Here is a 22359-nt window from a genome sequence, read left to right as displayed (position 1 = left end):
TCAGCGCAGGGCGTTCTCGTCGGCCTCGTCGCTGCCGGCCGACGGCGCCGGAGTCGCCCCGGTCGGCGGCAGCTCCACCACCCGGCCACGCGACCACGGACGCGCCCAACCGCCCATCTCCAGCAGGGCGGCGAGCACCCCGGCGGTGAAGCCCCAGACGAGCATCCCGCGCGCCGAGAACGCCGGCCCGATCCAGCCACTGGGGTGGCGGACCCGAAGCCGGTTGGCCGGATCGACCAGCTCGCTGACCGGCAGTCGGGCGACGTGTGCCACCTCGGCCGGCTCCCGGGGGTGCACCGGGTGCGGGTCGTGCCACCAGGCCAGCACCGGCGTGACCACGAAGTCGCTGACCGGAATCCACAGCTTGGGCAGCTCGGCCAGCACTGTCACGCTGGCCGGGTCGAGGCCGACCTCCTCGTTCGCCTCGCGCAGGGCGGTGGCCCGGACGTCGGCGTCCTCCGGGTCGGCCGCGCCCCCCGGAAAGGCCGGCTGCCGGCGTGGTTGCGCAGGGTGGCGGCGCGTTGCAGGACCAGCACGTCGGGGCCCGCGCCGGGCTGCTCGCCGAGCAGCACCAGCACGGCGCTCTCCCGACCGCCTTGCGCCGGCGTGGTCAGCCGGGTGAAGTCCTCGGCGCGGGCGGTGCCGAGCCGGGCCAGCAGCGGCTCGATCCAGTCGGGCGGTCGACGGGTCACGCCGGCACCGCCAGGCCGAGGTGCTGGCGGACCAGCTTGCTGAGCTGGGCGTCGTCGAGCGCGCCGCTGGCGTCGATGTGTCGGATCCGGCCGTCGGCGTCGACGAAGATGGTCATGGGGAAGAACATCCGCTCCAGCTCGCGTTGCAGCGCCTCACCCTGGTCGACCAGGATCGGGAACCGGATGCCGAAGTCCTCACCGATGGACTGGGCCGCGCTGCGCGTGTCCCGGCTGTTGACTCCGAGCACCTGGAGCTGACCGGCGGCCCGCTCGCTGAGACGCTGGAAGGCGGGCAGCTCCTTCTGACACGGCGGGCACCACGAGGCCCACACGTTGATCACCACCGGCCCGGCCACATCCCGTAGGGCGACGGGTGCGCCGCCGGTGAAGCAGGCCAGCGTCAACTCCGGCAGCGCCCGACCGCCAGCCGCCGCGGCGGGGGCGGTCGTGGCCGGCGTGGTGGCGGCGGTCGTGCCGGAGCCGGGCGACGCGGCCGTGGGCGGTGTGCTCAGCGTGGAGCCAGTCCCGGAACGGCGATGGTCGCTCAGCGGCGGCCGGACGGGGGGCCGGGTCGTCGTCGGCCGCGCCGCTGGTGCAGCCGGCGAGGGCCAGCAGCAACGGCAGGATCACCGGTACGAGGCGCCGGTTCACGGCACCTCCGCAGCGACCGCCTGCGCGGGCACCAGCTCCGGGTCGACCCCGGCGGCCACCGCGAGGTCACGCGCCCGGGGGCCCTTGAGCAGCTTGACGGCGGCCGTCGGCTCGGTCGGGCCGGTGCCGTACGACGGGCAGAGCTTCGCGAGCGTGCACGAGCCGCAGGCGGGCTTGCGGGCGTGACAGACCCGCCGACCGTGGAAGATGATCCGGTGCGACAGCATGGTCCAGTCGCGCTTCTCGTACAGCGCGCCGATCGCGTGCTCGATCTTGACCGGGTCAGTCTCGGTGGTCAGCCGCCACCGGTGGACCAGCCGCTGGAAGTGCGTGTCGACGGTGATCCCCGGGACGTCGAAGGCGTTGCCAAGGATCACGTTGGCGGTCTTACGGCCGATGCCCGGCAGCGTGACCAGGTGGACGAGCCGGCCGGGGACCCTGCCGTCGTAGCGGTCCAGCAGGGCCTGGCCGAGCTTGAGCAGCGAGTCGGTCTTGTTGCGGTAGAAGCCGGTGGGCCGGATCAGCTCTTCCATCTCGGCCCGGTCGGCCCCGGCGTACGCGGCGGCGTTGGGATAGCGGGCGAAGAGCTTCGGGGTGACCTCGTTGACCTTCTTGTCCGTGCACTGCGCGGAGAGGATGGTGGCGACGGCCAACTCCAGGGCATTGGTGTGGTCCAGCTCACAATGCGCGTCGGGATGCGTCTCGGCCAGCACCCGGCCGATCTTGCGGGCACGGCGTTTGCGCCCGAGGTCGGTTTCGCTGGCACCGGGAGGGCTACTGGTCACGACGATCAGCCTACGTCGCGCCCCGGACTGTCCTCCTCGGGTCAGTCGCCGGTCGGCGGCGAGATCTTGCCCTGCCCGTCGAGCCGGGCGCCGCCCCTGGGGAAGTCGGTACGGCTCAGCTCGGTGACCAGACCGAGGCCCCGGTTGTCCGGGTCCATCGTCGGCTTGCCTGCCGAGTTCATGTACGTCGAGGTGAACGAGCCCCCGGCCCAGCCGCCGTCCGGCTTGAGCGACACCTTCAGCACGCCGCCCCAGCCGAGCCGACCGGTGTTGCTCAGCGAGTTGCCGCCGCCGGCGAAGTTGCCCAGGCTGTACGCGATCAGACGCCCCTGGTAGAACTCCATCCCCCGCAGCACGTGCGGGCCGTGCCCGACGATCAGGTCGGCGCCAGCGTCGATCATGGCGTGCGAGAACTTCACCGGGTCGCCCCGGTTCTCGCCCAGGAACATCTCGGTGCCCGGCTTCACCCGGGTCTTGTCCGCACCCTCGCCGCCCATGTGCACCTGCACCACGACCAGGTCGGCCATGGTGGCCGCCTTGGCGACCACCGTCTTCGCCTTGGCGATGTCGACCAGGCTGTTGGACCAGACGTACGACGAGAAGCCGGCCACCGCGACCTTGACGCCCTTGACGTCGACCACGGTGATCTCGTCCGGCGCGCCGGTGTGCTCCAGGTCGTACTTCCGCAGCGCCTTCTGGGTGTTCTCGTAGCCCTTCGGCCCGTAGTCGTAGCCGTGGTTGTTGGCCTGGTTGAGCACGTCGAAGCCGGCGTCGCGCAGGTGCGCGGCGTACTCCGGCGGGGCCCGGAACTGGAAGCAGCGGGTGGAGTTGGCCCCGCACTTGCCGGTGCCGGTGTCCACCGTCAACGGCTCCTCCAGGTTGCCCATCACCAGGTCGGCCTTGAGCGCCCCGGTGACCGAGTCGAAGAAGCCCTTACCGCCGGCGGCCGGCAGTCGACTCGGCGCGTTGCCCATGATGATGTCGCCGGTGGCGGAGAGCGAGATCGCGCCGCCCTGACCGGAGGCGTCCGAGCCGGTGGCCTTCGGGCCGGCCGTGGCGACCGGCGCGCCGGTGCCACCGCCTCCGGCACCGGGCTGCCAGACGGGATTCGAGCCGCCGGTGTCGGCGCAGCCGGCGACGAGGAGGGCAGCCAGCAGCGCGGCGAGGCCGAGGGCGATCCGGCGACGCGGGCGAGACACGAGGGAGGCGGGAGCGTACATCGCCCGCGACCCTACCGGTCGTTAAACGCGCCGACCCCAGCCGATCGGGTGGACTTTCGGCGGCTGACCTGCTCAGACCAGGGCACGACCGGCCGGGCACCCCCGGCCAGCACCGCGGCGTGCACCGCCCGGGCGAGCGGGGCGCCCCAGGTGGAGCGCGGCCCACCGTACGCGGCCTCCGGCCCGTCCACCGGGCAGAGCACTGTGACCGCGTCGGTCGGGGTGCCGGTCCCCGGCACCCCCAACTCGACGATCGCCTGACTCTTCGCCTCGGTGGCGGTGGCGACCGCGTTGACCAGTGCCGAGTCGGCGAGCCGGGCCGGCACGTACACCACGATGTTGACCGTGCCGACGCGCGGGACGAGCGCGGCCGGCGCCGGGGCGGCGGCGAGCACCGGCGTGCCGAGCCCGACCGTCGCCCAGGCCCGCACCCCGGTATCGGCCTGCGCCACCACCTCGGCCACATCGACGCCGGTCAGCAGACCGACCCCGGGCCCGTCGAGGGCCAGCTCGGCGGCGAGCGAGGCCAGGTGCGCGGCCGGGTCGTCCCGGTCGTACGACATCGGAACGGTCGCGTTGAGCACCCAGCGTCGGATCCCGATGCCACCGCCCAGCGGGCCGCTGCTGATCGCCCGGAGGGGCACGCCCGCGCGCCAGACGAGCAGTGGGACGGGTCGCCCGTCTTCGGCGCGGCTGGTCAGAATCGGCTCGCTCAGCACGTCGGGCAGGTTACGCCCACCGATCACGATTCCAGGGGCGACCTCTGATTCATGCTCACGTGCGCCTAGACTTGGCGGCGCGCGAGGGGATCAGCGGACGGCGGCCCCGGCCGACGGACGGCACGCGCAACCGGAGGTGCGCAATGGACGAGGTACTGGCCCGCAGCGGGATCTTCCAGGGTGTCGACCCGGAAGCTGCCGAGGCGCTCGCCAAGGAGATGGAGACGATCGAGGTCCGCAAGGGCGAGGTCGTCTTCAATGAGGGCGAGCCCGGTGACAGCCTCTACATCCTGCTGTCCGGGAAGATCAAGGTTGGTCGCCGCGCGGCGGACGGCCGGCAGAACCTGATCGCGGTGATGGGGCCGTCGGACATGGTGGGAGAGCTGTCGCTCTTCGACCCGGGTCCGCGTACGGCGACCGCCACGGCGGTGACCGACACCCGGCTGGTGCGGCTGCGCAAGCAGGCGCTGCGGCCGTGGCTGAACAACCGGCCGGAGATCGCCGAGCAGTTGCTCCGGGTGCTGGCCCGGCGGCTGCGCCGGACCAACGACTCGCTCGCCGACCTGATCTTCACGGACGTGCCGGGTCGGGTCGCCAAGAACCTGCTCCAGATGGCGGGCCGGTTCGGCACCCGCGACGGCGGCGTCCTGCGGGTGACCCACGACCTCACCCAGGAGGAGATCGCCCAGCTGGTCGGCGCCTCCCGGGAGACCGTCAACAAGGCGCTGGCCGACTTCGCCTCGCGCGGCTGGCTGCGGCTGGACGGTAAGAGCATCATCATCCTGGACCCGGAGCGCCTGGCCCGTCGCGCCCGCGTCTGAGCGGTACGTCCGTCCCCGCCACCCGTCACCGACGGACGGCGGGGACGTTTCGTCTGCCCGGCGCAGAAATGCTGGCTCGGGGCGGCCGAAGCGGTGAGGCTGGGGCCATGGTGAACAGAGTCGCGGTGCTCTCCGACATCCACGGCGTACTGCCCGCACTGGAGGCCGTGCTGGCCGAACCGGACGTCGCCGCCGCCGACCTCATCGTGCTGACCGGCGACATCGCGTCCGGCCCGCAGCCGGTCGAGGTGCTGGACGTGCTCGCCGACCTGGGTGACCGGGTCTGCTGGGTGGGCGGCAACTGCGAACGTGAGCTGGTCGACGCGCGGGCCGGCCGGCCCGCCGCTTTCGAGGTGTCCAACTGGGCCGGCGGGCAGCTCCGCGACGATCAGCTGGCCCGCCTCGCGGCCCTGCCGGCGACGGCGACGTTCGAGATCGACGGCCTCGGGTCGACACTGTTCTGTCACGCGACCCCTCGTGACGACGAGGAGGTCGTGCTCGTCGACTCCCGGATGTCGCGTTGGGCCGAGGTGTTCGCCGGCCTCCCGGCCGAGGTCACCACGGTGGTCTGCGGCCACACCCACATGCCCTTCACTCGGCTGGTCGATCGACGTCTGGTGGTCAATCCGGGCAGCATCGGCATGCCGTACGGGGGCGCGGGCGCGTGGTGGGCACTGCTCGGGCCGGGCGTCCAGCTGCGCCGCACCGCCTTCGACGTGGACGCGGCGTGCGCCCGGGTGGCCGCCGAATCGACCTTCCCCGACGCCGCCGCCTGGGCCGACGAGTACGTGCGCTCCCAGCACAGCGACGCCGACGCGCTGGCCGTCTTCGGCCCGCGCGACGGCCGCTGAGGCGACCGCTGAGGCGACCGCTGAGGCGACCGCTGAGACACCCGTCGCGGTGCGCCGGCCGTCGACCGCCAGGGGCAGCGGCCGGGGATGTTGGTTGAGTTGCCTTTCGAGCTGAATCGCTTACGACATCAAAGGGCCGACACCGGACAACGAGCCGACGGACATCGGCGGACGGACGGCAGGCCGACGGACATCGGCGGACGGACGGCAGGCCGAGGAACATCAGCGGACGGCAGGCCGAGGAACATCAGCGGACGGCAGGCCGACGGACATCGGCGGACGGCAGGCCGAGGAACATCGGCGGACGGACGACAGGCCGGCGGGGTCGGGTGAGCGACGGCGGCCCGGGGTGATCGGGCGGCTGAATCGTTTGTGACATCAGCTCCATAGCGCGCCAACCTGCTGAGGCCGTCGCGAGGCCGCGCCGCTGCCACACCCGGCATCGGCCCTTAAAAAGTCAAGCTTGACTGTTTGTTTCTCAGACCGCAGGCTGTTCGGGTGCCCCCCGCATCGACGCGTGTCCCCCAGCAGGAACGCAGCCGCGCCACCCAGGCCCGGCTGCTGGAGGCGACCGTCGACTGCCTGATCGAGCACGGTTGGTCGAACACCACCGCCACCGTGGTCGCCGCACGCGCCGGTGTTTCCCGGGGTGCTCAACTGCATCACTACCCGACGAAGGCGGCACTGGTGACGGCCGCCGTGGGCCATCTGGCCGAACGGCGGGCCGACGAGCTGCGCTCCGAGGCCGGGGCGCTGCCGGCCGGCGCACAGCGACTCGATCGGGTGATCGACCTGCTCGCGATGGCGTTCACCGGGCCGTTGTTCGTGGCCGCGCTCGAACTCTGGGTCGCCGCGCGTACCGACCGGGAACTCCGGGACGCCCTGGTGCCGCTGGAGGCGACCGTCGGCCGGGAGATGCACCGGCTCACCGTCGCCCTGCTCGGTGTCGACGAGCGTCGACCCGGCGTCCGCGAAGCGGTGCAGGCCACCCTCGACCTGATGCGCGGGCTCGGGGTGGCCAACCTGCTCAGCGACGACTCGGCGCGCCGCGCCGCCCTGTTGACCACCTGGAAGCGGCAGCTCACCACTCTGCTCACGCCCTGACCGCCGGCCGCACCGGCCAGCACCGACCGGAGGCACCATGGTCGATCTCAGCGACCTGCTCACCGACCTGGCCGACGAGTCCGCCGAACTGGACACCCTGGTGGCCGCAGTGCCCGCCACCGACTGGGCGAAGCGGACCCCCGCGCCGGGTTGGAGCGTCGGGCACCAGATCGCCCACCTCGCCTGGACCGACCACGTCGCGCTGCTGAGCGCCACCGACCACGAGGCGTTCTACGCGACGGTGACCGCCGCGCCGGACGTGACCCGACTCGTCGACGTCGGCGCCGAGGAGTTCCTCGCCCCACCGGCCGAGTTGCTCGCCCGCTGGCGGGCCGGGCGGAACGCGCTCGTCGACGCGCTGGCCGCCGTCCCGTCCGGCGAGAAGCTGCCCTGGTACGGCACCCGGATGTCGGCCACCTCGATGGCGACCGCCCGGATCATGGAGACCTGGGCGCACGGTGCCGACGTCGCCGACGCCCTCGGCGTGGTCCGCCCGGACAGCGACCGGCTCCGGCACGTGGCCCACCTGGGCGTGCGTACCCTCGGGCACGGTTTCGCCGCGCACGGCCGGGTGGCACCGACGACGCCGGTCCGGGTCGAGCTGGTCGGGCCCGGCGGCGACACCTGGAGCTGGGGTCCGGCGGACGCCGCCGACCGGCTCACCGGCCCGGCTCGGGACTTCTGCCTGCTGGTCACCCAGCGCCGGCACCGCGCGGACCTCGCCCTGGTCGCCACCGGCCCGGTCGCCGACGAGTGGCTCGACGTGGCACAGGCGTTCGCCGGCCCGCCCGGTGCCGGCCGCGAACCGGCCGGCCCGAGCGGAGTCCTCGCATGATCCGCATCGGCAACGCCTCCGGCTTCTACGGCGACCGGTTCACCGCCTGGCGGGAGATGCTCGACGGCGGCGAGTTGGACGTGCTGACCGGCGACTACCTGGCCGAGTTGACCATGTTGATCCTCGCTCGGGACCGGCTGCGCGACAGCGACCTGGGCTTCGCGAAGACGTTCCTGCGGCAGCTGGAGACGTGTCTCGGCACCGCCCTCGACCGGGGGGTGCGGATCGTGACCAACGCCGGCGGGTTGAACCCGGCTGGCCTCGCCGCCGCCATCGAGAAGCTCGCCGACCGACTCGGCCTGCCGGCCCGGGTCGGGTACGTCGAGGGCGACACGATCCCCCGACCGGACGCGTTGAGCGCCAACGCCTACCTCGGCGCGTTCGGGATCGCCGCCTGCCTCGACGTCGGCGCGGACGTGGTGGTCACCGGCCGGGTCACCGACGCGTCACTGGTGGTCGGGCCGGCCATCGCCCGGTACGGGTGGCACCGCGACGACCTCGACGAACTGGCCGGAGCCACCGTCGCGGGGCACCTCGTCGAGTGCGGCGCACAGGTCACCGGCGGCAACTTCAGCTTCTTCACCGAACTGCCCGACGGCGGGCACCGGCCCGGGTTCCCGATCGCCGAGGTGCACCCCGACGGCTCATCGGTGCTCACCAAGCATCCGGGCACCGGCGGCGCGGTCACCGTGGAGACGGTCACCGCCCAACTGCTCTACGAGATCGCCGGGCCGTCGTACCTGGGGCCGGACGTGGTCACCCGACTGGACACGGTCACGCTGCGTCCCGACGGGCCGGACCGGGTCCGGGTCTCCGGCGTCCGGGGGACGCCGCCGCCGGCCACGCTCAAGGTGGGGATCAACAACCTCGGTGGCTTCCGCAACTCGATGACGTTCGTCCTCTGCGGACTCGACGTCGAGGCCAAGGCCGCCCTGGTCCGGGGGCAGATCGAGGAGGCGGTGGGCACTGACGGGCTGGAGTGCACGCTGGCCCGGACCGACCACCCGGATGCCGCCGACACCGAGGCGGCGAGTGCCCTGCTGCACGTACACCTGCGCGACGGTGACCGGGCCCGGGCCGGACGGGCGTTCTCGGCCGCCGCGGTGGAGCTGGCGCTGGCCTCGTACCCCGGTTGCACGCTGACCACAGTGCCGGGCGACGCGACACCGTACGGCGTCTTCACCGCCGATGCGGTACCGCAGGACGCGGTGTCGCACGTGGCGGTGCTGCCCGGCGGCGAGCGGGTACCGATCGCCCCACCTACCCGCACCGCACCCGTCGCACCTGACGAGACAGCCCCGGGCGACGACGTGGTGGTGGATGGCCCGACCCGCCGGGGTGCACTCGGCGAGGTGACGGGTGCGCGCTCCGGGGACAAGGGCGGGGACGCCAACCTCGGCGTCTGGGCCCGTTCCGACGCCGGGTACGGGTGGCTGCGCACCTGGTTGACGGTCGAGCGGCTGGCCGAGTTGCTGCCGGAGACCGCGCCGCTGTCGGTGCGGCGCTACGAGTTGCCGAACCTGCGCGCGTTGAACTTCGTGATCGAGGGCCTGCTCGGCGCGGGGGTGGCCGCCTCCACCCGGTTCGACCCGCAGGCCAAGGCGCTCGGTGAGCTGCTGCGCGCCCGAGTCGTCGACCTGCCGGCGGAGGTGACGCCGTGAGCGCGAGGAGTGAGCCGGGCCTGCGAGCCCCGCAGTCGCGAACCGAGGTGACGCCGTGAGCATCGTGGACACCCCGGAGCGGCGGCAGCTACGGGAGCTGACCCGCGCCTTCGTGACCCGGGAGGTGTTGCCGCACCTGGACGAGTGGGAGCGGGCGGGTGAGGTGCCCCGGTCGCTGCACGCGAGCGCCGCGAAGCTCGGCCTGCTCGGCATCGGCTTCCCGGAGTCGGTAGGTGGCAGCGGCGGTGACCTGCTCGACTCGATCATCGTGACCGAGGAGCTGATCCGCTCCGGTGGCTCGTCCGGGCTGGTGGCCGCCCTGTTCACGCACGGCATCGCGCTGCCGCACCTGGTCGCGGCGGCGGGTGCCGGTACGGGTGGTTCGTTGGGCGGTCGACTCGGCGGCACCTCGTCGCCGGGCGACGACGACATGGTCGAACGGTACGTCCGGCCCACCCTGGCCGGCACGATGATCGGCGCGCTGGCGATCACCGAACCGGACGGCGGCTCGGACGTGGCCGGCATCCGCACCACCGCCCGCCGCGACGGCGACCACTACGTGGTGAACGGGTCGAAAACGTACATCACCAGTGGGCACCGGGCCGATTTCGTGACCACCGCGGTCTGCACCGACTTCCCCGGGAGCGGGGCACTCACCCTGCTGGTCATCGACAAGGGGTTGCCCGGGTTCACCGTGGGCCGCCGACTGGAGAAGCTGGGCTGGCACTGTTCGGACACGGCCGAGCTGTCCTTCGTCGACGTGCGGGTGCCGGTGGCCAACCGGATCGGGGCGGAGAACACCGGTTTCCTGGCGATCATGCAGCACTTCGCGGCGGAACGGCTCTCACTGGCCACCCAGGCGTACGCGACCGCGCAGCGCTGCGTCGAGCTGGCGGTGCGCTGGTGCCGGGACCGGGAGACCTTCGGGCGTCCGCTGGCCAGCCGGCAGTTGATCAGACACCGGTTGGCCGAGATGCACACCCGGGCCGAGGCGGCCCGGTCGTACGTGCACGAGGTGGCGGGTCGGGTCGCGGCAGGCGAGCCGGTGGTGACCGAGGTGGCGATGGCCAAGAACGTGGCGGTGGCCGCCTGCGACCACGTCGTCGACCAGGCGTTGCAACTGCACGGCGGCTTCGGCTACCTGCGCGACGCCGAGGTGGAGCGGCACTACCGCGATGCCCGGATCCTCGGCATCGGCGGCGGCACCACCGAGATCATGAACGAGATCATCGCGAAGGGCATCGGCCTGTGAGCATCCTGGACAGCGGCATCGACCCGTCCGCGCCCGCGTACCTGGCGAACCGGGCGGCATTGCTGGAGCGGCTGACCGAGCTGGCGGCCGCGCTGGACCAGGCCCGGGCCGGCGGCGGCGAGAAGTACGTGACCCGGCACCACGGCCGCGGCAAGCTGCTCCCCCGGGAGCGGATCGAGCTGCTGGTCGACGCGGACAGCCCGTTCCTGGAGTTGTCGCCGGTCGCCGCGTACGGCACGGACTTTCCGGTGGGGGCCAGCGTGGTCACCGGCATCGGGGTGGTGGAGGGCGTGGAGTGCCTGATCGTCGCCAACGACCCGACGGTACGCGGCGGCGCGGTGAACCCGTGGTCGCTCGCCAAGACCCGGCGGGCGGGCGAGATCGCCCTGGCCAACCGGCTGCCCATGGTCAACCTGGTCGAGTCGGCCGGGGCGGACCTGCCCACCCAGGCGGAGATCTTCATCCCGGGTGGTCGGGTGTTCCGTGACCTCACCCGGCTCTCGGCGGCCGGCATCCCCACGGTCAGCGTGGTCTTCGGCAACGCCACCGCCGGCGGCGCGTACGTGCCGGGGATGTCCGATCACGTGATCATGATCCGGGACCGGTCGCAGGTCTACCTGGCCGGTCCGCCGCTGGTGAAGATGGCGACCGGCGAGGTCACCGACGACGAGTCGCTGGGCGGTGCGGTGATGCACGCCGGCACGTCCGGGCTCGCCGACCACCTGGCCGCCGACGAACGGGACGGCATCCGGCTGGCCCGGATGTGCGTCCGCCGGTTGAACTGGCGCAAGCAGGGCCCCGCGCCGCGTACGGCGGTGGCGCAGCCACCGAAGTACGACCCGGAGGAGCTGCTCGGCATCACCAGCGCCGACCTGAAGGTGCCGTTCGACCCCCGGGAGGTGCTGGCCCGGGTCCTCGACGGCAGCGACTTCGACGAGTTCAAGCCGGCGTACGGGGACGCGCTGATCACCGGCTGGGGCGAGCTGCACGGTTACCCGGTGGGGGTGCTGGCCAACGCCCGCGGGGTGCTGTTCAGCGCGGAGGCGCAGAAGGCTGCCCAGTTCATCCAGCTCGCGAACGCCTCCGACACCCCGCTGATCTTCCTACAGAACACCACCGGCTACATGGTCGGCACGGAGTACGAGCAGCGCGGCATCATCAAGCACGGTGCGCTGATGATCAACGCGGTGTCGAACTCGACGGTGCCGCACCTGACGGTCAACCTGGGTGCCTCGTACGGGGCCGGCAACTACGGGATGTGCGGTCGGGCGTACGAGCCGAGGTTCCTGTTCACCTGGCCGAACGCGAAGTCGGCGGTGATGGGCCCGGCCCAGCTCGCCGGCGTGCTCTCCATCGTGGCCCGGCAGGCCGCCGCCGCCCGGGGACGTGACTACGACGAGGAGTCCGACGCGGCGATGCGGATGATGGTCGAGCAGCAGATCGAGTCGCAGTCGGGCGCGCTCTTCCTCTCCGGCCGGCTCTACGACGACGGGGTGATCGACCCCCGGGACACCCGGACCGTCCTCGGGCTCTGCCTCTCGGCGATCCACAACGGACCGGTGAGGGGCGCCGACGGCTTCGGCGTCTTCCGGATGTGAGGGGCGGTCTGATGATCAAGCGATTGCTGGTGGCCAACCGGGGGGAGATCGCCCGCCGGGTCTTCGCGACCTGCCGGGTGCTCGGGGTGGAGACGGTCGCCGTGCACTCGGACGCGGACGCCGCCGCGCCGTTCGTCGCCGAGGCCGACCGGGCGGTCCGGTTGCCGGGGGTCACGCCGGCCGAGACGTACCTGCGGGTCGATCTGATCCTGGACGCGGCCCGGCGCAGCGGAGCGGACGCGGTCCACCCGGGCTACGGGTTCCTGGCCGAGAATGCCGAGTTCGCGGCGGCGGTGACCGACGCCGGGCTGACCTGGGTGGGGCCACCGGCCAAGGTGATCGCCGCGATGGGCGACAAGCTGGCCGCGAAGGCGCTGCTCGCCGAGGCTGGCGTGCCGATGCTGCCGAGCTGGACCGACGCCGACCAGGTCAGGGATTTCCCGGTGCTGGTGAAGGCGTCCGCCGGCGGCGGCGGCCGGGGCATGCGGATCGTCCGGGACGCCGACGGGTTGGCCGAGGCCGTCGCGTCCGCGCGCCGCGAGGCGGCCGCCGCGTTCGGCGACGGCACTGTCTTCATCGAGCGGTACGTCGAGCGTGGCCGGCACGTCGAGGTGCAGATCTTCGGTGACGCCGACGGTCGGGTGCTGGCCCTCGGTGACCGGGAGTGCTCGATCCAGCGCCGGCACCAGAAGATCGTCGAGGAGGCGCCGGCGGTCCTGCCGGAGCGGGTGCGGGCGGCGTTGCACGAGGCGGCGGTGGCCGCCGGACGCGCTGTCGACTACCTCGGCGCGGGCACCGTGGAGTTCCTGCTCGCCCCGACCGGTGAGTTCTTCTTCCTGGAGATGAACACCCGGCTCCAGGTGGAGCATCCGGTCACCGAGCTGTGCACCGGACTGGACCTGGTGGGGCTGCAACTGCTCGTCGCCGAGGGCGGCCGCTGCCGGCGGCCCTGCCGGCGAGCACCGGCCACGCGATCGAGGTGCGCCTCTGCGCGGAGGACGCGGCGGCGGGTTGGCGGCCGGTCACCGGCACGCTGCACCGCTTCACGGTCCCGGGTGTGGCGACCGAGTTCGGTGGCCTGACCGGACCGGGTCTGCGGCTCGACTCGGGTGTGGTGGACGGCTCGGTGGTCGGGGTGCACTACGACTCGATGCTGGCGAAGCTCGTCGCCTGGGGTCGTACCCGCGCGGAGGCGGCTCGGCTGCTGGCCGGCGCGCTGGCCCGAGCCGAGCTGCACGGGGTGACCACCAACCGGGACCTGCTGGTCCGGGTGTTGCGCAGCGCCGATTTCGCCGCCGTGGAGATCGACACCGGGTTCCTGGACCGGCACCCCGAGGTCTTCGCCCCGCTCCTCCCCGCTGACCAGGTCCCGCTCACCGCTCTCGCCGCCGCGCTGGCCGGCGCCGCGCACCGGCGGGCGACCGCACCGGTGCTGGCCGGCCTGCCGTCGGGCTGGCGCAACGTGCCCGCCGTCCCGCAGGTCATCCGCTTCACCGACCCGGACGGCGGCGAGGTCGAGATCCGCTACCGCCTGGACCGCACCGGCGGGCTCGTCGAGTGGTCCAGCACGTCGGCGGCCGGGGGCACCGCGACCCGGCCGGCCGATTCCGACGCCGCCGGACCGGCGGTCGCGCCCCCCGTGGCGCTGGTCGAGGCCGCCCCGGACCGGGTGGTGCTCGACGTCGACGGGGTTCGGTGCGCGTACCGCGTACACCGGGCCGGGTCGGTGGCTTTCGTGGACGGCCCGGACGGGGCGGCGAGCCTGGTCGAGTTGCCGCGTCTCCCGCTGCCCAGCGCGGACGTGGCGGCCGGGTCGCTGCTCGCGCCGCTGCCCGGCGCGGTGACCCGGGTGCACGTCCAGGTCGGCCAGCGGGTCGCGGCCGGTGACCCACTGCTCACGCTGGAAGCGATGAAGCTGGAACATCCCGTGCTCGCCCCGACCGACGGCGTGGTCGCCGAGCTGCCGGTCCAGGCCGGGGGTCAGGTGCAGACCGGCGCGGTGCTGGCCGTTATCGAGGAGGACCACAGATGACCTTCGACCTCACGCCGGAGCAGGACCAGCTGCGCGACGCCGTGCGGGCGCTCGGCCGCCGCTACGGTCACGGCTACTTCGTCGAGAAGGCGAAGGCCGGCGAGCACACCACCGAGCTGTGGGCCGAGGCGGGACGGCTCGGCTACCTGGGGGTCAACATCCCCACCGAGTACGGCGGCGGGGGCGGTGGCATCACCGAGCTGGCCATCGTCTGCGAGGAGTTGGCGGCGGCGGGCTGCCCGCTGCTGCTGCTGGTGGTCTCCCCCGCCATCGCGGCGACGGTGCTCAGCCGGCACGGCACCGAGGAGCAGCGCAAGCGGCACCTGCCCGGCCTCGCCGACGGCTCCCAGAAGATCGTCTTCGCGATCACCGAGCCGGAGGCCGGGTCCAACTTCCACCGGCTCGGCACCGTGGCTCGCCGGGACGGCGAGGGCTGGCTGCTGAACGGCCGCAAGTGCTACATCTCCGGGGTGGACGAGGCCGGTCACGTGCTGGTGGTGGCCCGGACCGAGGACTCCGCCACCGGCAAGCTGAAGCCGGCGCTCTTCCTGGTGCCGACCGACGCGGCCGGGCTGACCCGGTCCAAGCTGGACATGGAGATCGTGTCCCCGGAGAACCAGTTCCTGCTCTACCTGGACGACGTGCGGGTGCCCGCCGACGCGCTGCTCGGCGAGTCGCTGGACGCCGGGTTGCCGGCGCTCTTCGCCGGGTTGAACCCGGAGCGGATCACGGTGGCCGCGATGGGTGCCGGCACCGGCCGGTACGCCATCGAGCGGGCCAGCGGGTACACCGCCACCCGGAAGGTCTGGGGTGGTCGGAGCATCGGCTCCCACCAGGGGGTCTCGCATCCGCTGGCGCACGCGGCGGTGCAGGTGGAGCTGACCCGCCTGATGATCCAGAAGGCGGCCACCCTGTACGACGCCGGCCGTGACCTGGAGGCCGGGGTCGCCGGCAACATGGCCAAGTACGCGGCCGGGGACGCCGCCGCGCTCGCCGTGGACACCGCCGTCCAGGTGCTCGGCGGGGCTGGCATGACCACCGAGTACGGGGTGGCGACCCTGCTCGGCGCGGTCCGGGCCGGCCGGATCGCCCCGGTCAGCCGGGAGATGATCCTCAACTTCGTGGCCCAGCACGTCCTCGGCCAGGACAAGTCGTACTGACCCCGGGCCGCCGCGCCCGCCCGCGCGTGGCGGGCCGTGACCGCGCCCGCCCGCGTTGCGTGATCGACTCGGTTTCCTTGAACTTGCGGTGTCCAAGCGCCACTGATGCCCCGACTTCCTGGAACCCGAGTCGATCACGCGCGAGTCGCGCCGCCGGTGCTCAGGCCGGGGCCCGGCAGGCGGCGTCGATGCGGTGGACCGGACGGACCCGGCGACCCATCCCCTCCAGCAGCGAGTCCTCGACGTGGAAGTCGTGAACGCGCAGCTGGTGGCGGGGCAGCTCCTCCTCGCTCGGGCAGAGCACCTGGGCGCGGACCAGCTCAACCGGGACATAGCGGACGCCGCCCCGCTCCTGCAGGATCACCATGTTGACGTCGTCGGTGGTGACCACGTGCCCGCGTACGTCCTCGGTGGGCCCACTCTCCGGGCCCACAGTGGTGACGGTCAGCGGCAACACCGGTGTGCTGATCACCGGCACCGCGGCCCAGACCAGGGTGGCCAGCACCGCCATCTCGGTCAGCGACGCCAGCGGCCGGATCACCATGCCCGGCAGCGGCCCCGCGACGAAGAGCGCCAGCACCGGCGGCACCACGATGAGCGCCAGCACCAGCCACTCGCCCTGCTTGCTGGCCTCGCGCAGGGTGGGCAGCAGCAGCCAGGCGTACCCGGCGAGCAGCGCGGCGAGCATCAGCAGCCGCGGGATCACCTGGTCGTGCAGCCGCGCGGGGCGGAGCTGGAACGCGGCCACGAACGCCGGCAACAGCAGCGGAAGGTAGAGCAACGGCCAGGTGATCAGGGCGAGCAGGAAGCTGGCCAGCACCACCCAGGCCGGGGTGATGTCGGCCCAGCGGGCGAAGAGCGGCCGACGGCGGCTGCCCGCCGGAAGTCGATCCGCGCTGACGGCCAGCACCGCGCCGAGCGCGAAGACGGCGACCAGGCCGGTGGAGAGCAGCCGGGCCGCCGTGGTCAGGAAGCCGGCGAGCAGGTTGACCGGCCCGACGTTGGCCACCAGCAGCAACGTGGTCTGAAGTTCCCCGCCGGCCTCCACGCCGAGGCGGAGCACCGAGAAGATCGCCGGTACGCCCACCACGGCCGTCCAGAACGACTGGCTGGCCCGGGCCCGCCGCTCCGCCGGGTCCCAGCGGACCCGCCCGGGCTGGACGTCGGCGAGGACCGGCTCGGCGGGTTCGGCGACCGGCACACCGGCCGGCCAGTCGACGTCGTCCACCACGTTCGGCGAGGCGGTCGGCGGGCCGGTCTCGTCGGCTGGCGCGGACGTCCGGGGTGGCGGGACCGGCCCGTCGCCGCCGGTCGCGGTCGGGGCCGCGCTCACTTCGACGGCGCCTTGTCGTCGAAGTCGACAAGCTTCGGCACCTCCAGCGGCTGCGGTTGGCGCTTCTCGGCCTTCAGCCACGGGCCCAGGGTCCGGTTGTACGCGGTCTGCCACGGGCTCGCGTCGCCGTCCCGGCCCTGCTCGTAGCTCTTCTGCAGGAAGAACGCGACCAGGTCGCGCAACGCCGGGTCGCCGATCGGCACGCCGATGCCGAGCAGTTCGCTGGTGCCGAACGGCATGTCCACGATCTCGAAATCCTTGGGGAAGCTGGCCAGGAATCCGGCGAGGATCGACTCGTCGGAGCTGACCGCGTCGTACCGGCCCTTCCGGATGCCCTCGACGCAGTCGCCGACGTCCTTGACCACGAACGTCTTGACCTGGTGCTTCTCCAACTCGGCCTCGGTGGTGGAACCGCCGCTGGTGCACACCCGGTAGGCCGGGTCACGCAGGTCCTCGATGGTGCGGATCCGGTCCTTGAGCCGCGCCGCCACCATCACCTCCTGGGTGGTGACGAAGTACGGGCCGGCGAAGCTGACCAGCTTCTTGCGCTCCTCGGTCATCGAGAAGCTGGACACCACCAGGTCGACGGTGCCGCCCTGGAGCGCCGGGATCCGGTCCTCGGTGGCCACCGAGACGAACTCCAACCGCTGGTCCCCCTCGAAGCCGAGGGAGGCGGCGACGTACCGGCCGATCTCGACGTCGAAGCCGACGTGCTGACCGTTGCGCAACTCGCCCATCAGCGGCTCGTTGGTGGCGACACCGATGCGCAGCTTCGACAGACCGTAGATGTGCGATTCGCGCAGCTTCTCCTGCACGGACGGCAGGTCCGGTTGCTGCCGGCTGTCGCACCCGGCGGCCGCGGCCAGAGTGAGGGTCAGGGCGACCGCCAGCGTCGTCGCGACCGAGCGGAGCCGGGACTGGGAACTGTGTACGTTCATTGGCGACCTCGCTGACGAAACGGCCTGCGGGACACCGAGAGTAGCCGTTCCGGTCCAGTCCGTGGCGCACCGATCGGCCACTCCACGCAGGCCAATCGATCAGCACGGATCGGCGCGCCGGTCGGCTCTGCGGTTGACACCCGGCCCCGCGGCGACATGCTGGACGGGTGAGTCGATTGCCCAGATCCAATGCCCGGACGGTAGCGGTGCTCGCGGCGCTCGGAGCCCTCGCGCCGCTGGTCATGCTGGTCGTGTGGCGGCGGCAGGATCTTCTCGGGGTGGCCCTCGCGCTGCTCTGCGTGCTGCTGACCATGGTCGCCGGCGTCGCCGTCTCCGCCGCTCGTCAGGTCGGCAACCAGGAGCCGGTGGACCGGTCGACGACCGTCGGGCCGCCCGAGTTGATGCCGTACGGGATCGACGCGGACACCCTGGAGGCGCTGGACAGCCGGGACGCCTTGCGTGCGGTGCGTGACCGGCGGCGCGGAACGAACGGCCTCAGCGGCCGGTGAGCGTGGGAGCGGTGAGCGCGTCCACGCCCCGCCCCGCCAGACAGCGGTAGGTCCGGTCGATGCTGCCGTCAACCGGTGGTAGCACCTCCAGGTGCCAGCCGGTCGCCTCGGCGATCCCGGTGGTCAGCCGGAACGTCGTGGCGCTGCACACCTGCCGCACCGGCTCAGCGGCGACCACCTCGTCGTAGTCGGCGCCAACCAGCGACACCGGCAGGATGCCCTCGGCGTACGTCTCCCAGGTGTGTCGGCCGGCGCAGGACAGCCGGGCCGCCTCGGCGCGGCTGCCGCGGATCCGCACCGGGCCGAAACATTCCAGCTCGGGCAGGCAGTGGGCGCCCTCGGGCAGGGCGGTGGGCATACCGGTCCCGGTGGCGCAGCCGGGCAGCGGGCCGGTCGCCGGTGCGGCGATCTGGGTGACCGACGGGTTCGGGCTCGGCGGCGGGGCCCGGTCGGCGACCCAGGCACCGGCGGTCGCGGAGGCGGCGAGCGCCAGCACCCCGGCGCCGCCGAAGAGCCAACGCCGCCAGCGCCGGCCGGCGGGGACCGCTCGCTGGGTGTCCTCGATGGGCGGTCGGGGCACCGGCTGGCTGGCCGGGTACGGGCCGGCGACCGTCCCGCCACCGCCGATCGGGGGGCCGCTGACCGGTGCCGGCGGCGAGCCGAGTGGCAGGTTGGCGAGCAGGTCGTGCAACTCCAGCGCGGAGGGGCGCGCGGTCGGGTCGTTCGCCATGCCGGCGCGCAGCACGTCGATCAGCTCGTCCGGCACGCCGGGCAGGCCGGGGAGCGGCTGGTTGAACATCTCCAGCACGGTGACCAGGCTGGGGTTGCGCTCGGACTGCCAACGCGGCGGCCGGCCGTGCATCACCGCGTAGAGGGTGGCGCAGAGCGCGTACACGTCGACGGCCGGTGAGGGCGGGCTGTGGCTGAACATCTCCGGCGGCGCGTACGCCGGGGTGAGCACCTCAAGGGTGACCGAGGCGTCCCGGTGCTCGGCGAGGACGGCCAGCCCGAAGTCGGCGAGCACCGCCGAGTTGAAGGGCGAGTGGAGGATGTTGGCTGGCTTGACGTCGCGGTGCAGCACCCCGGCGGCGTGCGAGTGGGCCAGCGCGTCCGCGATCTTCATGCCGAGGTCGCGGGCCTCCACCGGGCCCAGCGGCGAGCTGCGCATGCGTTCGGCGTACGAGCCGTCGCAGAGTTCCATGATCAGGTAGGGGTGCTGGTCGACGGTGACCCCGACGTCGAAGAGGTCCACCACGTGCGGGTGCGACGACATCCGGCCGGCAGCCCGCGCCTCGCGTAGGAAGCGGGCCTGATCCCGCTCGCTGTCCAGCGTCCGGTTCTCCACCTTCACCGCGACCTCCCGACCCACGGAGATCTGGGTGGCCTGGTAGACGGTCGCGTAGCCACCTCGGGCAAAGACCCGCAAATCGGTCAGGCCGGGCACGATCGGCACTGGCGGGCCGCCGGTCGGGGTCTCGGTCACCGCTCGAAAATACCCAACCCGACCGATGGCTCAGCGCACCGCGTCCGCCGAAGCGGTGCCGGCGGGGCCGGTACCCTCCTCGGCGTCAGCGGCCGTCCCGGCACCGTCGGACGACGCGACTCCGCCGGCCGACGTGCCCCGGCGAGCATCCAGTCGCAGACCGACGGCGGTGGCCACCGCCCCCAGCCCCTCCCAGGCCGCCACCCCGAAGAACCGGTCGGGCGCGATGTCGGCGAGCACCGCGATGGTGAACACGGTGAACGTGACCAGCCGGAAGACCACAGTGAACCGGTAGAACGACCGCCACTCGGTGACCGTGGCGAGCAGGTAGTAGACGCCCATGTTGAAGGCCGCCATCGAGGACGCCAGCAGGAACGTCCCGGTGTGGTCACCGACCGCCCTCGTCGCCGGCACCTCGAAGCCGAGCATCCGCAGCTGCGCCTCCGGCCAGAGCAGCCCGACCGCGCCCATCACCAACGCCAGTACGCCGAAGACCGCGATGGTCCAGCCCGCGATGGATCGCGGCAGCTTCATGAGAGGCCTCCCCAGGCACGGCGACGGTCACCACTGTGGACCGGCACACGGTGGTGACACGCTAGCCCCTCACCCCACCCACCACATCCCCAAAACCGCCAAAACCTGCCCCCATCCCCGCACCGGCTCGATCAGGAGGTTGCGGTCACCGGAAACCGGATTTCGACCCGAACCTCTTGATCAACGAGAGGAGAGGCTGGGGGTCAGGCGGGCGCGCAGGGCGTCGGCGGCGGCACGTTCGCTGCGCTGCTCGGTCGCGTACGCCAGGCGGACCGCCTCCTCCGCGCAGGACAGCGCCTCGCTCGGGTACCCACAGGCGGCCAGCGCCTCGGCCAGCACACTGGCCGCGATCACCTGGCTGCGCACGTCCTCGGCCGGGGCGGTGGCCGCCCGCCGGGCCCAGTCCAACGCCTGCTCCCGCTGGCCGTGCGCGAGCAGCGCCGCAGCGTACTGGGCCATCGTCTGGCGACGGGAGAAGAGCAGCGAGGGCGCGTTCGCCGCGGCCGTGGCCACCGGGGCGAGCAGCCCCACCGCGGTCGCCGAATCGCCGGCGGCCAGCCGAGCCGTCGCCAGCAGCACCCGAGGTGCCACCTGCGCCGGGGCCTGCGGGTTGTGCGGTTCCACCGTGGTCAACACGGTGCGCGCGACCTGCTCGGCCGTCTCGCAGTCACCCATGTCCAGCGCGACGAAACCCCGCAGCGTGCCGGCCATCCCGGTGAGCAGCGGGTGCGAGGTCCGCTCCGCGTACGCCAGGGCGTCGGTGAGCAGGTCCGCCGCGTGCTCCGGCTCGCCCAGCCCACGCGCCACCACGGCCCGCACCACCAGGGCGAATCCACGCCCCCAGTCGTCGGAGACCGCGGCGAACTCCCGGTACGCCCGGCGGGCCTCCCGGTCCGCCTCGGCCAGGTCACCCAGCTCGGCGGTGGCGAACGCCGCCACCGCGCGCAACGTACCGACCGCCCACGCCTCGCCGACCCGCTCACCGAAGGGCAGGAACACCTGCGCCATCCGACACGCCTCGCGCAGCCGGCCGGCGAGCAGCCGGGCGAACGCCGTGGTGCCACGCAGCCAGGCCCGCCCGTACGGGTCCTTCAGCTCGGCGAAGAGCCGGGCGGCCCGGCCGAGCACCGCGTCGGTGCCGGCGAAGTCACCCCGGGTGGTGGTCACCCAGGCCAGGTTCTGTAGCGACCAGGCCTGCCCGCGCCGGTCCTGCGCGCCGAGGCTGACCTGGTACGCGGCGGCCAGCCGGCTGCTCGCCTGACTGAGCCGCCCGGCCACGAAGTCGGCCATGCCGAGCCGGCGCATCGCCGTGGCACGCTGCACCGGCAGCTGGCCTTCCGTGGCCACCTGCAACGCCTCCTGCCAGGCGGTCACCGCCCGGCCCTGATCGCCGAGGGTCTCCTGGGCCTGCCCCGCCAGCAGCAGCGCGGCGGCCCGGGTGGCACCGCCCCCCGCGTTCGCGGCGATCTTCTCGGCGTACGCCAACGCGTCGGCGACCCGACCGACCTGGAGCAACGCCCGGGCGTGCACCACCCGGTCAGCCGCCGGCACCCCGTCGCGGGCCAGCTCGGTGGCGCGCTCGGCGTACTCGACGGCCAGCACCGGCTCACCCGCGGACAGTGCCCGGCGGGCGGCCCGACCGAGCGCGGCGACGCCCAGCGGAACCACCGTCCGGGCCGGCGCGTCCGGGCGCAGCTTCACCGCGTCGGCGAGGGTGGCGGCCCGCTCGACGTGGGTGGCCACGAAGTCGTCCCGGGCCTCGTCGGTGAACCCACCCACCGCGCTGGACGCGGTCTCGTCCGCCGGCGCCGCCCAGCGGGCCAGGGCGGCGTGCCGCTCGGCCAGCTCCGCCTTGCTCACCCCGGCGTACGCGGCCTCCCGCATCAGCGGGGTCGCGAACGAGTAACCGGTCCGGGAGCGGTGCAACATCCGACGTTGCAGCAGCTCCTCCACAGCCCGCTCAAGTTCCACAGCGATCACCGCCGACGGCCGGCCATCGCGGCCCGAGCGCTGGTCACGCATCGCCTCCAGGGCCCCGCTCGGGACCGTGTCGCCGATGACCGCGGCGTCCCGCAGCACCGAGCGGCGTCCGGCGGCAGCGCGTCGATGCGGGCGGCGAGCACGGCGGCGAGGTCCCGGGAGAGCAGCCGGCTGCCCAGCGAACCCGGCACCAACCGCCAG

16 protein-coding genes and 4 pseudogenes are annotated in these 22359 nt (G+C 73.1%); 10 read left to right on the top strand and 10 right to left on the bottom strand.

Translation table 11 applies throughout. The annotated features are described in order from the left end of the window. The 5 genes and pseudogenes from JM949_RS13545 to JM949_RS13525 form a co-directional block, all read right to left on the bottom strand. Positions 1-692 (bottom strand): annotated as a pseudogene (locus JM949_RS13545) (NUDIX hydrolase). After that, positions 689-1343: pseudogene (locus tag JM949_RS13540) on the bottom strand (TlpA family protein disulfide reductase). The pseudogenes JM949_RS13545 and JM949_RS13540 overlap by 4 nt, the downstream one beginning before the upstream one ends. Further along, positions 1340-2128: an endonuclease III gene (gene nth / locus JM949_RS13535; protein ID WP_203148856.1), complete on the bottom strand. Its 789-nt coding sequence runs from the start codon at positions 2126-2128 to the stop codon at positions 1340-1342. Before nth ends, JM949_RS13540 begins: the two are co-directional and overlap by 4 nt. Before the next feature lie 41 nt (positions 2129-2169). Then, the gene (locus JM949_RS13530; RefSeq protein ID WP_203148855.1) at positions 2170-3348 is read right to left on the bottom strand and encodes a CapA family protein; all 1179 of its coding nucleotides are present in this window, start codon (positions 3346-3348) and stop codon (positions 2170-2172) included. Positions 3349-3359: 11 nt separating this feature from the next. Beyond that, on the bottom strand, positions 3360-4067 hold the full coding sequence (locus JM949_RS13525) for an adenosylcobinamide amidohydrolase (protein ID WP_203148854.1): 708 nt from the start codon (positions 4065-4067) through the stop codon (positions 3360-3362). A 143-nt stretch (positions 4068-4210) separates the two neighbouring features. Here JM949_RS13525 and JM949_RS13520 point away from each other — a divergent pair, with 143 nt between their 5' ends. The 9 genes and pseudogenes from JM949_RS13520 to JM949_RS13480 all read left to right on the top strand — a co-directional run bounded on the left by JM949_RS13520 (position 4211) and on the right by JM949_RS13480 (position 15381). Further along, a complete protein-coding gene (locus JM949_RS13520) occupies positions 4211-4888 on the top strand; it encodes a Crp/Fnr family transcriptional regulator (RefSeq protein ID WP_007073398.1) in 678 nt (225 codons plus the stop codon). Between the two features lie 107 nt (positions 4889-4995). Further along, a complete protein-coding gene (locus tag JM949_RS13515; protein ID WP_203148853.1) occupies positions 4996-5739 on the top strand; it encodes a metallophosphoesterase family protein in 744 nt (247 codons plus the stop codon). Positions 5740-6237: 498 nt separating this feature from the next. Next, the gene (locus tag JM949_RS13510) at positions 6238-6843 is read left to right on the top strand and encodes a TetR/AcrR family transcriptional regulator (protein ID WP_203148852.1); all 606 of its coding nucleotides are present in this window, start codon (positions 6238-6240) and stop codon (positions 6841-6843) included. A gap of 37 nt (positions 6844-6880) precedes the next feature. Beyond that, a complete protein-coding gene (locus tag JM949_RS13505; protein ID WP_203148851.1) occupies positions 6881-7678 on the top strand; it encodes a TIGR03084 family metal-binding protein in 798 nt (265 codons plus the stop codon). After that, positions 7675-9339: an acyclic terpene utilization AtuA family protein gene (locus JM949_RS13500; RefSeq protein WP_203148850.1), complete on the top strand. Its 1665-nt coding sequence runs from the start codon at positions 7675-7677 to the stop codon at positions 9337-9339. Before JM949_RS13505 ends, JM949_RS13500 begins: the two co-directional genes overlap by 4 nt. A 55-nt stretch (positions 9340-9394) precedes the next feature. Continuing rightward, positions 9395-10591 (top strand): acyl-CoA dehydrogenase family protein, encoded by a 1197-nt coding sequence (locus JM949_RS13495; RefSeq protein ID WP_203148849.1) that lies wholly within the window; start codon positions 9395-9397, stop codon positions 10589-10591. Beyond that, positions 10588-12189, top strand: coding sequence for an acyl-CoA carboxylase subunit beta (locus JM949_RS13490; RefSeq protein WP_203148848.1), 1602 nt, complete (start codon positions 10588-10590; stop codon positions 12187-12189). Before JM949_RS13495 ends, JM949_RS13490 begins: the two co-directional genes overlap by 4 nt. 11 nt (positions 12190-12200) lie before the next feature. Then, positions 12201-14221 (top strand): annotated as a pseudogene (locus tag JM949_RS13485) (ATP-binding protein). Beyond that, positions 14218-15381 (top strand): acyl-CoA dehydrogenase family protein, encoded by a 1164-nt coding sequence (locus JM949_RS13480; RefSeq protein ID WP_203148847.1) that lies wholly within the window; start codon positions 14218-14220, stop codon positions 15379-15381. Before JM949_RS13485 ends, JM949_RS13480 begins: the two are co-directional and overlap by 4 nt. Before the next feature lie 160 nt (positions 15382-15541). Here JM949_RS13480 and JM949_RS13475 read toward each other — a convergent pair whose 3' ends face one another. Both JM949_RS13475 and JM949_RS13470 read right to left on the bottom strand, forming a co-directional pair. After that, positions 15542-16714, bottom strand: coding sequence for a hypothetical protein (locus JM949_RS13475; protein ID WP_203148846.1), 1173 nt, complete (start codon positions 16712-16714; stop codon positions 15542-15544). After that, complete coding sequence (locus JM949_RS13470; protein WP_203148845.1) at positions 16711-17652, bottom strand: transporter substrate-binding domain-containing protein; 942 nt, start codon at positions 17650-17652, stop codon at positions 16711-16713. The genes JM949_RS13475 and JM949_RS13470 overlap by 4 nt, the downstream gene beginning before the upstream one ends. Before the next feature lie 176 nt (positions 17653-17828). On the opposite strand from JM949_RS13470, the gene JM949_RS13465 reads away from it, so the two are divergent. After that, positions 17829-18161 carry a hypothetical protein gene (locus JM949_RS13465; protein WP_203148844.1) on the top strand — a complete coding sequence of 111 codons (333 nt, stop codon included), beginning with the start codon at positions 17829-17831 and terminating at the stop codon, positions 18159-18161. Here the strand turns inward: JM949_RS13465 and JM949_RS13460 are convergent. The 3 genes and pseudogenes from JM949_RS13460 to JM949_RS13450 all read right to left on the bottom strand — a co-directional run. Beyond that, a complete protein-coding gene (locus JM949_RS13460; RefSeq protein WP_203148843.1) occupies positions 18148-19644 on the bottom strand; it encodes a serine/threonine-protein kinase in 1497 nt (498 codons plus the stop codon). The two genes, JM949_RS13465 and JM949_RS13460, sit on opposite strands and share 14 nt — an antisense overlap. Positions 19645-19674: 30 nt before the next feature. Further along, positions 19675-20178, bottom strand: coding sequence for a hypothetical protein (locus JM949_RS13455; RefSeq protein WP_203148842.1), 504 nt, complete (start codon positions 20176-20178; stop codon positions 19675-19677). Between the two features lie 180 nt (positions 20179-20358). Beyond that, positions 20359-22359 (bottom strand): annotated as a pseudogene (locus tag JM949_RS13450) (adenylate/guanylate cyclase domain-containing protein); the annotation flags it as partial.

Source organism: Micromonospora tarensis, from assembly GCF_016803395.1.
GTDB lineage: Bacteria > Actinomycetota > Actinomycetes > Mycobacteriales > Micromonosporaceae > Micromonospora > Micromonospora tarensis.
This window is presented reverse-complemented; position numbering and strand designations above follow the sequence as displayed.

Excerpts from the sequence above, each read along its gene's own strand:
- JM949_RS13530 (WP_203148855.1), bottom strand. The coding sequence starts at position 3,348 with ATGTACGCTCCCGCCTCCCTCGTGTCTCGCCCGCGTCGCCGGATCGCC.
- JM949_RS13520 (WP_007073398.1), top strand. The coding sequence starts at position 4,211 with ATGGACGAGGTACTGGCCCGCAGCGGGATCTTCCAGGGTGTCGACCCG.
- JM949_RS13455 (WP_203148842.1), bottom strand. The coding sequence starts at position 20,178 with ATGAAGCTGCCGCGATCCATCGCGGGCTGGACCATCGCGGTCTTCGGC.
- JM949_RS13470 (WP_203148845.1), bottom strand. The coding sequence starts at position 17,652 with ATGAACGTACACAGTTCCCAGTCCCGGCTCCGCTCGGTCGCGACGACG.
- JM949_RS13500 (WP_203148850.1), top strand. The coding sequence starts at position 7,675 with ATGATCCGCATCGGCAACGCCTCCGGCTTCTACGGCGACCGGTTCACC.
- JM949_RS13480 (WP_203148847.1), top strand. The coding sequence starts at position 14,218 with ATGACCTTCGACCTCACGCCGGAGCAGGACCAGCTGCGCGACGCCGTG.
- JM949_RS13505 (WP_203148851.1), top strand. The coding sequence starts at position 6,881 with ATGGTCGATCTCAGCGACCTGCTCACCGACCTGGCCGACGAGTCCGCC.
- JM949_RS13515 (WP_203148853.1), top strand. The coding sequence starts at position 4,996 with ATGGTGAACAGAGTCGCGGTGCTCTCCGACATCCACGGCGTACTGCCC.